This window comes from Collinsella sp. OM04-5 (assembly GCF_003439125.1).
Lineage (GTDB): Bacteria > Actinomycetota > Coriobacteriia > Coriobacteriales > Coriobacteriaceae > Collinsella.
Genome location: NZ_QSUU01000015.1, coordinates 1 through 14,009 on the forward strand (window position 1 = coordinate 1; position 14,009 = coordinate 14,009).

The 14,009-nt window shown below is 59.9% G+C and carries 11 protein-coding genes and 1 pseudogene; 1 reads left to right on the top strand and 11 read right to left on the bottom strand.

Going from position 1 to position 14,009, the window contains the following annotated elements; translation table 11 throughout:
• Nucleotides 1-236: 236 nt before the first annotated feature.
• From DXB53_RS08810 to DXB53_RS08855, 10 genes are all read right to left on the bottom strand, one after another.
• Nucleotides 237-704, bottom strand: a complete 468-nt coding sequence (locus tag DXB53_RS08810; protein WP_117584170.1) for a YfcE family phosphodiesterase — start codon at nt 702-704, stop codon at nt 237-239.
• Between the two features lie 96 nt (nt 705-800).
• Complete coding sequence (locus tag DXB53_RS08815; RefSeq protein ID WP_006235156.1) at nt 801-1,517, bottom strand: LytTR family DNA-binding domain-containing protein; 717 nt, start codon at nt 1,515-1,517, stop codon at nt 801-803.
• A gap of 72 nt (nt 1,518-1,589) precedes the next feature.
• Nucleotides 1,590-2,933, bottom strand: a complete 1,344-nt coding sequence (locus DXB53_RS08820) for a histidine kinase (RefSeq protein ID WP_117584171.1) — start codon at nt 2,931-2,933, stop codon at nt 1,590-1,592.
• The gene (locus DXB53_RS08825; RefSeq protein WP_117584172.1) at nt 2,930-4,117 is read right to left on the bottom strand and encodes a glycosyltransferase; all 1,188 of its coding nucleotides are present in this window, start codon (nt 4,115-4,117) and stop codon (nt 2,930-2,932) included. Before DXB53_RS08825 ends, DXB53_RS08820 begins: the two co-directional genes overlap by 4 nt.
• 171 nt (nt 4,118-4,288) lie before the next feature.
• Complete coding sequence (locus DXB53_RS08830; protein WP_117584173.1) at nt 4,289-5,548, bottom strand: MFS transporter; 1,260 nt, start codon at nt 5,546-5,548, stop codon at nt 4,289-4,291.
• 101 nt (nt 5,549-5,649) lie between these two features.
• Complete coding sequence (locus DXB53_RS08835; RefSeq protein ID WP_117584174.1) at nt 5,650-6,594, bottom strand: zinc dependent phospholipase C family protein; 945 nt, start codon at nt 6,592-6,594, stop codon at nt 5,650-5,652.
• A 92-nt stretch (nt 6,595-6,686) separates the two neighbouring features.
• Entirely contained in the window at nt 6,687-7,421 is a 735-nt protein-coding gene (locus tag DXB53_RS08840; protein WP_117584175.1) for a LytTR family DNA-binding domain-containing protein, read from the bottom strand.
• A 38-nt stretch (nt 7,422-7,459) separates the two neighbouring features.
• Entirely contained in the window at nt 7,460-8,851 is a 1,392-nt protein-coding gene (locus DXB53_RS08845) for a sensor histidine kinase (RefSeq protein ID WP_233503859.1), read from the bottom strand.
• 112 nt (nt 8,852-8,963) lie between these two features.
• Complete coding sequence (locus DXB53_RS08850; RefSeq protein ID WP_117584177.1) at nt 8,964-10,241, bottom strand: amidohydrolase family protein; 1,278 nt, start codon at nt 10,239-10,241, stop codon at nt 8,964-8,966.
• Nucleotides 10,242-10,372: 131 nt separating this feature from the next.
• Nucleotides 10,373-11,824: an APC family permease gene (locus tag DXB53_RS08855; RefSeq protein WP_117584178.1), complete on the bottom strand. Its 1,452-nt coding sequence runs from the start codon at nt 11,822-11,824 to the stop codon at nt 10,373-10,375.
• 356 nt (nt 11,825-12,180) lie between these two features.
• On the opposite strand from DXB53_RS08855, the gene DXB53_RS10145 reads away from it, so the two are divergent.
• Nucleotides 12,181-13,182 (top strand): C39 family peptidase, encoded by a 1,002-nt coding sequence (locus DXB53_RS10145; protein WP_233503860.1) that lies wholly within the window; start codon nt 12,181-12,183, stop codon nt 13,180-13,182.
• A 431-nt stretch (nt 13,183-13,613) separates the two neighbouring features.
• Here the strand turns inward: DXB53_RS10145 and DXB53_RS08865 are convergent.
• Nucleotides 13,614-14,009 (bottom strand): annotated as a pseudogene (locus DXB53_RS08865) (carbamate kinase); the annotation flags it as partial.

A 14,009-nucleotide genomic window follows, 5' to 3' on the forward strand; every position in this document is an offset into this window, starting at 1 on the left:
AAAGCACATTAAGTGCTTTCCTTTGCGTGCGGAACTCGCGACAAACTTAACCCGCGCCCGCCGGCCCCGGAGACCCTCCCTGCCGTCACATTGTTCGAGCCGTTGTTGTTGCTCGCCGCTTCGCGGCTCGGCGACCCCGTTCTCCGCGGCGGGGTTGTCTAAGGTTTTTGTTGAAGCTCGGCCTTTGGCTCATAAAAAACGGGAGATGCAATCTGCATCCCCCGTTTTTGTTGCGGTTAGTCTAGGTCAATAAACTTGGTGCTTAGGATCTTGCCGTCTTTTACTAGCATTCTGGCCATGGTGGGGCCTCGGGTGCCTCTGGGATAGCTGGCGCTGCCCGGGTTGAGGACTAGGCAGCGGCCCACTTGGGCTTCTTTGGTTACGTGGGTGTGACCGTTGATGGCTACGTCTACGGATCCCACCGGAAGGTCTTCGCGGTAGTGGGCTACGGCGAATTTGAGGCCTTCGTAGGTAAAGAGCGCAAGACGGTCTACATCGGGGCCGTAGTCGCGGTAGTAATCGTTGTTGCCCAGTACGGCCCGCACGGGGGCGATGGTGCATAGGTGCTCGTAGTCCATCTCTGACGTGAGGTCGCCGGCGTGGATGATCAGGTCTGCGCCCTCAAGCTCATCCAAGAGCGCAGGCGATAAATAGCCGTGGGTGTCCGAGATGATGTCGATACGCTTGGCGCTTGCACTGTTCATGGGATCCCTTCCGCAAAAAACGATTCGGCAGATACATACAAAAAAGGCCCCACGGCTCCGCAGACGATGGGTCTACAGGGCTGCGGGGCCAGTGCGCTAGAGACTCAAGGCCTTCTTGAGCGGCACGACGCGGCGGCGCGAAACCGGCACGCGTTCGTCGACGCCCGTAATGCCCAGCTGGATGGCGCCCGAGGGCACCGTCTCGACGTCCGTAACGCACGCCAAGTTGACGATATAGCGGCGGTGAACACGGAAGAAGCCAAAGTCGCAGAGCTTGGCCTCAAACTGCGCCAGCGAGGTCGTCGACAAAAAGCGATCATCGACGGTATAGATGCAGGAGTAATCGTCCTTGGCCATGATAAAGCGGATGTCGTCCACGGGAATGAGCACCTTGCGGCCGCCCTTTTCCACCGGGATACGCTCGATGGTCACTTTGCTGTCCGTAACCGGCTTGGCGCGTTGCATGACCTTCTCGATCGCGCGATCCAAGCGAGCTTCCTCGACAGGCTTCATCAGATAATCGACGGCATCGACGTCGAATGCCTCGACCGCATGGTCGCTATACGCAGTCACAAACACGATCGCCGGCGGATTTTTGAGCTTATGCAGCGCCTCGGCAAGTTGCAGGCCCGAGGCACCGGGCATCGAGATATCGAGAAACACGACATCCACGCGACTTTCCATAAGCATCTCGATGGCGGAGCGGACGCTCGACGCCTCCGTGATCGTGCCGATCTTGCCCGTTTGCTCGAGCAGGAAGCGAAGCTCCGAGCGAGCCGGCGCCTCATCATCCACAATCATCGCACGCAGCATAGGGATAAAACCTTTCGTCAACTAACTACGCCGGGCATCCGTCGCATGACGTTGAGCCCGTAGCCTTTTATTTTACTCTTGAATGTCAAAGATGCTCTCTGACAAATCAAGATGAAGAAGCACTTTGGTGCCCTTGCCCGGCGCCGATTCGACACGCGTATAGGAGTGCGGCCCATAAAAGCGATGGATGCGCTCCGAAATATTGTGCATGGCCACACCGGCGCCGCCACCCTGGGGAGAGCTGGCGTCGGGACGGGCAGAGCGCTCGTCAAACAGTCTGGCGGCGGTACCCTCATCCATGCCCACGCCATTATCGGCCACGGCAATCAAGATTGCATCCTCGCCGTCTTGGTGAACGGTCACGTCGATCCTCAGGGCGTCGTCATCGCCCATACCATGACGTACGGCGTTCTCGACAATCGGCTGGATCACGAACGCCGGCACCAGCGTATCTTCCACGTCCTCGGACACATCGAACGTCGCAAGCACGCGGTCCTCGCCAAAGCGGGCCTTCTCAAAGGTAAGGTAGCGCTTGGTCTGTGCGACCTCGCGCGAGACCGGAATAAGCGATCCCGAGTTGTCGAGCGTGGCACGATAGAACGATGAGAACTCACGAAGCAGTTCGCGGGCCCGCAGCGGGTCGGTGCGCGTAAACGATGCAATGGTGTTCAGCGTGTTGAACAGGAAGTGCGGGTTAATCTGCGCCTGCAGCGCACGCACCTCGGCGCGCGCCGTGAGCTCCTTTTGCACCTCGAGCTCGTGGATGGCGAGCTGTGTGGACAAGATCTCGGCAAAGCCCGAGGCAAGCGCGTACTGGGTACGGTCGACGGCGCGCGGGGTCTTGTAGTAGAACTTGAGCGTACCGACGGTACGATCGCCCACCTTGATGGGGGCGATAATGCCGGCGGGGACTTGGTTGTGCGAGCCGTCCGAGCCCACGACATCCACCATACGGTTGAACGACTGCACGATGCCATGTTCGATAACGTAGCGTGTGGCAAGCGTGTGGATGGGAGTATCGGGCAGCAGTTTTTCCTCAAACTCGCCCGCGCAGGCAAGCACGTTGCCCTCGTCGGTGATGGCCACCGTCATGGCGCGCGTCTCGGGCAAAATGCGCCGGCACACCAAACGCGCCGACTCCTGCGTCAGACCGCCCTTAATGTCCTCGAGCATGGCCGAGGCCACCGAGAGCGTCTCCTCGGTGTACTGGGAGCGCACCGAATCGGGATTGAGCGTCAAAAAGATAAAGATGCACAGAAAGATGCACAGCAGCGCGCAGGCAATCACCGTGGCGATCGGCTCGATACCGGTCACCAAGGCAAAAATAAAGTACACCAGCACGCAAATGGCGCAGGCAACGGCAATGATGCGAAAGATTGATATTGAACTATCGCGCTGGGCGCGGCGGTCGATCATTCGGCCCCCTCCAGGATACTGATCAGTTGTGCGTCACGCCAAAGCCCGTCCATGATCTTGGGCCAAAAGCTCTGGAAACGCAGATAGCTTGCAGCGTTTTGGCGCGCATAGGCCTTTGCCTCGTCGATACCATGGCGCCAGATGCGCAGGTAGCCCTCATGCTCGCGGGTAAACACGCTGCGGACCATAGCGGTCTTGCGCACGCGGTCGTCGAGCTCGCGCGAAATCCACGGGCCCGGGTAGGGCATGAGCGATGCCGCCGTAACGGGGATGAGCTCCTTTTGATGCGCGGCGAACGTCAACTTGGCCCGTTCGTAGTACCAACGGTATACATCCTGCATAAAGCGCGGTGAGCGCTTTTCGGACTCCGGAGGCAGATGGCGCACGGTCCACTCGTTATCAAACCACACGTCGTAGCCAAACATACGCATGTTAAAGAGGTAATCCAAGTCCTCGCCGCGGGTGATAAACGGGTCAAAGGCCACACGCGTAAAGGCGCGGGCGTGCAGGGCCATCAGGCCGCCGCACACGTAGTTGGAGCGCGAGATGCGGGTGCCCGAGAGCGCCTTTTTCATCCAACGGTTGAACTCGATGCGCTTGGTCCACCAACGATGGCAGATGCCCGCCTTGTCCGTGGGAGCCAGCGGCGAGCCGTCGCGATCGTAGAAATAGCCGCTCTTGACCAAGATCGGCAAGCCCTGACGCGTCTGCTGCCCCAACGCATAGGTCGCGCGCTTCATAAAGTCGGCGTCGATGACAGCCTCATCGTCATCCAAAAAGATAACCGCGTCATGCCCCAGCACAGCGGCACAGGCTAGCCCCATGTTGCGGATGGCACCGTAGCCTCGCAGGCTCACGCACTCGCCCGAACCCTTGGGCGCGATCTGAGCAACCCGGTCTGCGATGCGCGAGGCCTGGGTGTTGGTGACAACGGTGACCTTGAGCGTGGGATGCGCGTCGACAATCTCGTGCACGCGCAGCGACACATCGGCTGTGGCAGAAACAGGACAGACCACCAAAAGGATGATGCGCGGGATGTCGCACACTTGCTCAAGCGAGGCCAGGCAGCGGTCGAGTTCGGGATTGTCGGCGTTGAGTCGCGTCGAATGGTCATAGGTGCCAGGGGCGTTTGCGCAAGCGTCATCGCCCGCCCAATACGTTGGAATCACGACCGTGGCGTTCATGCCTTACCCTCCCTGCAACACAAAAACGGGACGCCGCCAAACACAGGCGACGCCCCGCGACCTAGCTGATTCCATCATACCCACTTGGACAAATCATTGCTCGCAAGTCGCAATGTTTATTGCGGATAACCCCAAAAGAGTACCGTGGACAGGCACAATAGCCGCTCGCTCCTATGCGGCATGCCCTGCCGCCCGAGTCATGCGGGACAAGCGGACCAGCAGCATAAAGCCCACCACCAGCAGCACGCCGATAGACAGGACGCCCAGCGAGGGGTTGCCGGTCAGCGAGGTGACGACCGACACCAGGAAGGTGCCCATAACGCTTGCATAACGACCAAAGATGTCAAAGAAGCCGTAGTACTCGTTGGACTTTTCCTTGGGGATAATGCGGCCAAAGTAGCTACGGCTGAGCGCCTGCACACCGCCCTGGAACAGGCCGACCATAATGGCAAGCACCCAGAATTCAAAGGCGGTCTTTAGGAAGAACGCGGCGAACAGCACAATCCCCATGTAGGCGGCGACCGCCACCAGGATCATGTTGAGCGTGCCCACGCGTCCGGCGAGCTTGCCGTAAATGATGGCAGACGGAAAAGCAACAAACTGCGTGACGAGCAGCGCCAGGACCAGCTGCGTCGAATCGATGCCCAAGGCCGATCCGTAACTGGTGGCCATAGAAATGACCGTGTGCACACCGTCGATATAGAAGAAGAACGCGATCATGTAGACCAGCACGGTCTTGTTGTGGGCGATCTCGCGCATGGTGTGTCCGACCTCGGAGAACACACCGCCCACGATGTGGCCGATGGTGTCCTCGGGACCACGCTCGCGACCGTACTTTTGCTTATAGGTGCGAATGAGCGGCAGGGTAAAGATGAGCCACCAGGCACCAGTGATGATAAACGACAGACGCGTTGCCAGCATGGTGGGGACACCAAGAGCGGGACCACCCATGATAAGCGCCAGGCAGATGATGAACGGCACGGTGGAACCGATGTAGCCCCAGGCATAGCCCGAGCTGGACACGACGTCCATGCGCTCGTCGGTGGTAATGTCGGGCAGCATGGCGTCGTAGAACGTCATAGAAGAGTTGAGGCCGATGGTGCACAGCACGTACACAGTCAAAAATGCCATGGCGGACATTGGGATAGCCTGCGCCAGGCAAAGAACCAGGCCCGTGAGGAAGAAGCCCAAGAAGAACTTGATCTTGTTGCCGGCGTAATCGGCAAGCGCGCCCAGAATGGGCATGAGCATGGCAATGACCAGCGAGGCAATCGTCTGCGCGTTGCCCCAAGCGACCACCAGGTCTGCCGAGGAAGCGCCGGTATTGATGGCGTTAAAGTAGATGGGCACCACCGAGGTATTGAGCAGCACGAGGGCCGAGTTTCCCACATCGTACATGACCCAGTTACGCTCGAGCTTGGTGTATTTCATGGACAGGGACCCTTCGTATTCGCCCGATATGCAGCTAGTTCATCGTACCCCAATTGCACGGAGGCGCCGGTAAGGATTCGGCAAAGAGACAGGAGCGGACCCTACTCCTCGCGGTCGAACTCCTCGTCGGTGCCGAGCACGCGGCCGCTGTAGTTGACGTGACCGGTCACGGCCTCCATGTCACCGGTCTCGATAAAACGCGCGACCGTGCACTCGTAATCGACCAGCGCGCGATCAAAGACCTCGGGGAAACTCTCGTTCGAGACCTCGTCGGTAAAGGGATTCTTCCATGTCAGATGGCCCAGGTTACCGGTGCGCTCGGGCAGCTCCGTCGTCACGCGATGGGCAAGGCCGTCGAGCAGCGAGTAGTCGTGCACCAACCCCTCAACCAGCGAGATCGCGCGCGTCTTTACGGAGCCGGCCGGCTCAATCGCACGGTAAAGTCGCTGCATATTGGCAACGGCAGCACCGTACTCCCCCGCCGGAATGTCAATGCCGTACACGCGTCCGGCAACATAGCTCATCAGCACGCCGGCCACGCGACTGATGCGATCGGTGGTGACGATCTCGCCCGCCGGCGGGTAATCGTCGACCGTAGCGCCATCGCGCTTAAGCTGCAGCATCAGTACATCCAGGTCGCTCTCGATCACGGCATGGACCTGACTGCTCGAATCCTCAAGCTCTGAATCGGACTCCACGATGCCAAACTGCTGCTCATAGACAAAGGGGTGGGCGTTGCGGTCGAGCACGTAATGAGACAGCAGACCCAGCGCAAAGGCGCGACCCAAGCTGGCGTCGCGCGGCAGCAGATGCGACACGCCGTCGCGCAGGCACGCGAACTGGCGAGACATGCGCGAGCGATGCATGACCTGCGCCAGCAGCGTGCAGTCGGAAACACGCGGTGTCAGAATGTGAAAGAAAAACGGGTCGGGGCCTTGGTTGCCCAAGATAAAGGCAATGCGCTCTTCATCGGACGTGATGACGCCCTGCGGAAGACGGTCGATGCTTTCCTCGCCAAACAGATGATGGGTGATAAGCGCGGGCATAATGATCCTTTCGATTTCATTCGATGCCACCCATTATGCCCACCGCGCGCCCATGCCAAACCTGCGATGGTAAACGACAGCACGCAGACCGTCTACGCAAGCCCCAAGTGTGCTTTAACCTCGGCAGCGCGACGGCGGGACACGGGCACCGTCGAACTCGCGCGGTCGAGCCTGAGCTCCATCAGCCCCGTGGAGCCAATCTCAACATTGTGCACGTCTTCCAAATTGACCAGGTAGCTGCGATGAACGCGAATAAAGCCCTCGGAGTCCAAGCGACGCTCGAGCGAAGAGATCGACTCATTGATCAGGTACGTTCCCTCGGCGCAGATGGCGTTGCAAAAATCGGCGCGCGCCTCAAAGTAGCAGACGTCTGCGACGGGAATGAACACCTTTTTGCCCCCGCGGTCCACCGTCAGACGCAAAGGCTGGCGCGGAGCGTGGATAACACGACGGACACCCAAGGCCGCCTCGATCTTGTCGAGTGCCTTTGACAGGCGTGCGTCCTCAACCGGCTTGACGACATAATCGACGGCATCGAGGTTATAGGCATCAGCCGCATACTCGGCAAATGCCGTCACAAACACCACGACCGGCGGCGTCTTTAGGTTCTGCAGCGTCTCGGCAAGCTCAATTCCCGAGCGACCGGGCATGGTAATGTCTAAAAACAACACGTCGGGCTTGTTCGACAGAATCGACTCCACGGCTTCGGTGACATTGCCCGCCTCGGCAATCTGGCCCACACGCGTATCCTTTTCCAACAGATAGCGTAGCTCAGCCCTAATTGGGGGCTCGTCATCAACCACCAAGATGTTCCAGCCTTCGGACATATGTGCTTCCCCTCTTTTTCTCTCAATCCAACCGCGTGCTACGCCGTCAACGGCGCCGGCTCATGCGGCTCGCCGTTCAGCTCGACGATGACCTGCGTTCCCACGCCCTCCTGGGACTTCACGCGCATGCCGGAATCTTCTCCGTAAAAGAAATGGATGCGCTGAAGCACGTTAAAGAGCGCCAGGCCGCAACCTCGCTTGACGGAGCTGTCGGCGGTAATGCTCTCGGGCTCCTCTCGGCGATGTTGCTCAAACAGATGCGCGCAGACCTCTTCGCTCATACCGATGCCGTCGTCCTCGACGATGATCTCCAAACCGTCATCGGTCTCGAAAGCCCTAACATGAATAGAAAGCGGCTCGGTCTCGCGCTGCGCGTGCTTGATGCAGTTTTCGAGCAACGGCTGCAAGATAAACGGCGGCACCATGCAATCGCGCACCTCAAAGTCGATATCGACCGAGACGCGCAGACGGCCGTCGCCATAACGAGCCTGCATAAGATTGATATAGCGAGTGCCCTGTTCCACCTCGTGCTCGAGCGTTGTGAGGGTATCGGAATCAGAAAGCGTCTGACGGTAGTAATTGGAAAAGTCGATCAGCAGCGACCTGGCCTTGTCCGGCTCGGTACGTACGAGCGACACGATGGTGCTGATGGTATTGAATAGAAAATGAGGATCGACCTGCGATTGCAAGGCGCGCAGCTCCACGCGGGCCGTAAGCTCGTCCTGGCGCTCGAGCTCAAAGCTTGCAAGCTGCGTGGAAATGAGGTCGGCAAAGCCCGAGGCAAGCGCCGTCTGGCGCATATCGATGCTGCTCAGACGGGGATAATACAGCTCGAGCGTGCCCACGCAATGCCCGCGCACGGTGAGTGGTGCGACGATACCGGCGCGCAGGCGCGGAAAGTAGCCACCTGTCTCGGTCGAGGCATCGCGCGAGAAAACGCTTTGCTCACCGCTGTTGATCACGTTGAGCGTAGTCCGCAGTACCACCGGGGTGCCCGCGGGGCATTTTGCCGAGTCCTCGCCCCAGCTTGCCAACACCTGCTTGCCGTCGGTAAAGCAGATGGCAGAGGCGATAGTTTCGGACAGGATGATCTTAGAGGCGCCCAGGGCAGCTTCGGGCGTAAGGCCGCGCGACGTGTAGGCGAATATTTTTGAAGCGATGGCGAGCGTGCGGTCGGTTGCGCTCGATGTGAGGTCATCGGGAACGACAAAGACGTACGAGAAGAAGAAGCACAGCATGACCAAGCCGGCAATGACGACAACGGCCGGAACAGGATTGGGATTATCGGTTAGATCCCAGATGAGCAGCAGGATAAGCAGCGGAACGACAATACCGAGCAAGATGGCTTGAACCACATGCTGAGCGGTACGAAAGACCTTGGTAGAGTTGTAGCTCTTGCCCAGAATCAGCCTATTGAGATCCACCGTCATCTCCTTCTTACTGACGCACCCCATAGCAATAAAGAGGGCCGCAAGCGACCCTCTCCATTGCATTATGCAATCAAAAACTGTGTTTTACATCCAGCCATCGACAAACGGTATCTTAGGCGCTGTATTTGTTGGCCTCGCCAAAGGTGCCAGCCTCGACGATCCAGCCGTCCTTCATGATGACGTCCATGTTGTCGGTGTTGAGCACGTGGATGTCGGCGGCGACGTCACCGTTGACGACCAGCAGGTCGGCGCACTTGCCGGCCTCGATGGAACCGGTCTCGTCCTCGATGTGGCACATCTTGGCACCGTTGAGGGTGGCGCAGGTGATGGTCTCGACCGGGGTGAAGCCGATCTTGTCGACAAACTCGTACATCTCCTCGATGGAGCAGGTGCCGTACGGGGTGACGAAGGAGAAGGAGTCGGAGCCGATCGTCATGACGACGCCGCGCTTCTTGGCCTCGCGCAGGCAGTCGTAGTTGCGCTGCAGCTCCTTCTCGACCAGGGTGCCCTCGTACTTGTCGTGCAGCTCGGGGACGTAGACGGGCGGATAGGTGGCGTACCAGGTGGGCAGGAAGGCGATCGTCGGGGTGAAGAAGGTGCCCTGCTCGGCCATGAGGTCCATGGTGCGCTCATCGATATCGAAGCCGTGAATCAGCTGCTCGCAGCCAAAGCGAACGGAATCGTAGGCAGCGGCGTGGTTGTTGTAGCAGTGGCTCCACACGGGGATGCCGACCATCTTTGCCTCTTCGACCACGGCCTGGATCTCCTCGGAGCAATAGTGCTGGTCGCGACCGGAGTCCCAGCGCCAGATGCCGCCACCGGTAGCCCAGATCTTGATGGCATCGGGGTTCTCGCGCAGGCGACGACGAACGGCCTTGCGCAGATCCCAAGGACCATCGACCTGGTCGCCCCAGGGGTGGGATTCCTTGTTGAGCTCCTGGGTGCAGTGGTGGGAGTCGCCGTGACCGGCAACGCGGCAGAAGCCCAGGCCGGTGGCCAGAACGCGCGGGCCCTTAAAGACGCCCTTGTCGATGCAGTCACGGATCTGGATACCAAAGCGGCCGATCTCGCAGACGGTGGTGAGGCCGTGGGTGAGGCAGTCGTAGGCCTGCTTGACGGCGACGGCCTGCTTCTCGAGGAGCGGCTGCATAACCCAATCGGTGTCATCGTCGGTCAGGTTGCCCGAGAAGTGCAGGTGGGTGTCGATCAGGCCGGGAAGGACGGTCTTGCCGGCGGCGTCGATAACCTCAACGCCCTCGGGAAGGTCCTGCATAGCACCGGCATACTCGATCTTGCCGCTGTCGTCGACGAGAACGAGGGAGTTCTCGACCGGCTCGGCACCGGTACCGTCGATGAGCTTGCCGCCAACGATTGCATACTTAGTGGACATGGTTCCTCCTTATGGATCCATATAGTGGGCGAGGCCGTGTTGGGTTAAGGCCTCACAAAACTACCCAAGTGGTGCCGGGTTCGGTGCGCGGAAGAGAGGATCCCGCGCACCCGATCCGCCCCGGCTAGGCGTTACTTTTTGCGGGAATTGGTGAAGGCCATAAGAGCCAGGCCAATGGCCAGCCAGCCGATCACGATGCTCCACTCCACCATGTTGAGGGAGGCGGGAGAGAACGGAATCACGAGCAGGCCAATGATGGTGCCGCAGGCAACGATAGCGAGGCTGATGCCAAACTTGCCGCCGGGCACCTCGTAGGGACGAGGCAGGTCGGGCTCGGTGAAGCGCATGCGCAGGCAAGCGAGGGCGACCATGCCGCAGGAGAAGATGAAGGCGAGAGCCGACACGTTGGTCAGAGGGATGAGCATGTTCTTGCCCAGGAACGGACCGACGACGGTGATGACGCCCAGAACGACGCAGGCGAGCTTGGGAGCGCCGGACTTGGGATCGACCTCGGCGAACTTCTCGGGCAGCTGGCCCTTTCGGCCCATGGCGAGCATGATGCGGCTCGTGGCGCCGTAGAAGGAGTTCATCGGGCCCATGGGTCCAAGCGTGGCGATGACGAGCATGGCCAGGTACAGGAGCATGTTGATGCCCTTGAGGCAGGCAAGCGCGGGAACCGGGCTCTTAACGAACTCATGCCAGTCGAGGATGGTGCCGAACGAGTAGATGCAGACCATGTAGAAGCCGCCTGCGGCCAGCAGGGCCAGGGAGATGATCTTGCCGAACTTGTTCCAGTTGAGGCCCTCGGCCGCTTCCTCAGCCTGCTGAGGAATGGTGTCGAAACCGGCGTAGAAGAACGGGGTCAGAACCAGGACCGAAACGATGCCTGCGAACAGGCTGGTGCCCTCGGTAGCAGGCTTGCCGCCGCCAGCACCGGTGACCTGGGAGAACACGGGCATGGCGTTGTCCGGCGAGCCGGTGAACAGCGAGACGCCCATGGCGAGCAGCATGCCGCAGAGCAGGGCCTTGGTCAGGAAGGCCTGCAGCTTGGCGGCCGAGCTGGCACCGCGGAAGTTGAGGAAGATGACGTAGGCTGCAAAGCCGAGCGCGATCAGCGTCGGGAACAGGTAAACGTCGGCGCCCAGGATGGTATAGAGCTTGACAGCACGCAGCCACTCAAGACCGGGCAGGCTGCCGAACATCTCGGACACGAGGGTCGAGATAGCGATTGCCTCCCACGGGCACAGGATGCCGTTGCCCAGGGCCAGGAGCCAACCGGTGATATAGCTCAGCGTACGGCCAAAGCTACGATCGACATACTCGACGATGCCGCCCGAGATGGGGATAGCAGCCGTGAGCTCACCGAAAACAGCTCCGACGGGCACGAGAAAGATTGCACCCAAGAGGAATGCGATCATAGCGGGAACGGGACCGCCGCCCACGACCATCCAGTCGCCGACCTGCAGAACCCAGCCAGTTCCGATGATGGCACCGAAACCGATGGTGAAGAAGTTCCAGAGCGAAAGCGTTTTCTTCATGCCGCCGTTACCTTCGACTGCAACTTCTGCGTTCTTGTCCGCCATTGTTCCCCTCCTTTCCTTATTGACGCCTCTTTGGCGTCACCCCTTGCGCGGTCTGTTTTGCCGCGCGCTTTTATTTCGTGGCTTTAAGATACGGCCTTGGCACAGCAGCGCCGCTTGTGGCTCGACCGAAGGCAGAACTGCAAAACGAGCGGCGCCGTTTTTGGGACGAACGGCGGAAGACGTCATCCGTCTTGGACGCTTTCATCTTGTCTGCTTTTGAATACCTGTTGCCGTGACGCTTGGCGCGCGGCGCGGCAACGTTCATACCATTTGTCAGGCTTTTGGCGCACATACCCATGTGTCGCGCCTCTTTTTATGTAGGATAGACAAGTTACACATGAGGCAAGGTGATTCGAATGGCATACGGATACAATGACGGCGACCAACGGCCACAAAGCGTGCGCCTTGCCGGCCGCACCACGCCAACGCCCAGAAGCACCTCCGACAACGGCAACCAGCAGCGCCCCCAAGAGCAGCCCGGGGCTTCTTCTCGGCAACAAAGCCGTACCGCGCAGCAGTCAGACCGCGTGAGCACGAGCACACGCCAACGCCAGACCGACACATCGCAGCCGCGCCGCTACGATTGCCGTACGACCGACCACTACGTTAAGCGCTCCTTTTCGCCACCTCAACGCAATCGCGGCAATTCCGCCCCTCGCCCCGCGTCGCACACCACAAGCCACGCACTTCCAGCCCGCCGTCTACGCCTTGCGCTTTGCTCCATTGCCGCCTGCCTCGTCTTTGTGTTTTTGGGATCCTGTATCTCGCACGGATCAGCCGGTCTTGAGCCCACTGCCGAGGACAAGCTGCTTAAAGCTCCCGTCGCGCCCGGTTACTCCTTTGCGTTCTCGACCCCACGCTCGCAATGGCAGGCCGGCACCATGCCCCACATCTACCAAATTGACCCCGCATGGTCGGAGCTGCCCTATGCCGGTGGCACTATTCGCGAAAACGCTTGCGGCCCCACTTGCCTCACCATGGTCTATATCTTTAAGACCGGCCACACCGATAAGACGCCGGTCGATATATGCGCACTGGCCGAAGCCGGCAACTACGCCCCCACTGGTGCCACCGAGTGGTCGTTTATGACAGGCGGTGCGTGGCAGCTGGGGCTCAACGGAACACAGCTCTATAACGATTGCGAATCGATTACCCAAGCACTTCGCTCGGGTGCGCCCGTTATCGCCGCAGTGCGCCCCGGTACGTTTACCAACGTAGGCCACTACATCGTGCTCTACGGCATCGACGATGCCAACCAGATTGGCGTCTACGACCCCAACTCGGCCAGCCGCAGCGCCCGTCGCTGGGGCGTCGTAGAGGTCCTTAACGAAATCGAAGCCATGTGGGCCTACTACTAGTCATTGGGGACACTCATTGGGGACAGACTTAAATGAGTACCCACTCATCGGGGACAGACTTAAATGAGTGGTCCCAGGCTGCCCGGAACTGCCGGCTCGGAAAGTGCATCCCGCTTTGGAGTTCGATAACGGGATGTGCCTTCCGTTAGCGGCCTGCTTGGGAAACTGTGCCCCACTTTTCGGCATAATTCCGGGATGCATTTTCCGGTAGAGGACCCCGGGGAAACTGTGCCCCGTTTTGGACGCTCATTCTGGGATGCACTTTCCGCAGTTGATTGGTGCTACTCATTTAAGTCTGTCCCCAATGACTAATGAACAGCTACCTCAACAGCAAAAAGCCCCGCAGCCGGAGCGGACTGCGGGGCTCATGAAGAGAGGCTAGTTTGTGGGCGCTTTGCCTGGCGCCCACGAGAGAGGCAACAGAGTAGAGACTACTCGTGGATGCGGGTACCGGAGAGACCGGCCATGGTCTCGGCGGCCTTGTCCAGGGCGCCGATGATGCAGGTGCGGCCCTTGCGGGAACGGGCGAACTTGATGGCGGCGCGAACCTTGGGCTCCATGGAACCCTTGCCGAACTGGCCCTCGTCGGCCAGGCGCTCGGCCTCGTCGGCGGTGAGGTCCTCGAGCTCCTCCTGGTTGGGCTTGCCAAAGTTGATGGCGACATGCTCAACGGCGGTCAGCAGGAACAGAACGTCGGCGTCGCAGTCCTCGGCCAGCAGCTCGCCGCCCAGGTCCTTGTCGATGACGGCGGGAACGCCCTTGTAGCAGCCCTTGTTCTCGTAGTCGCGGACGACGGGGATGCCGCCGCCACCGCAGGCGATGACGAT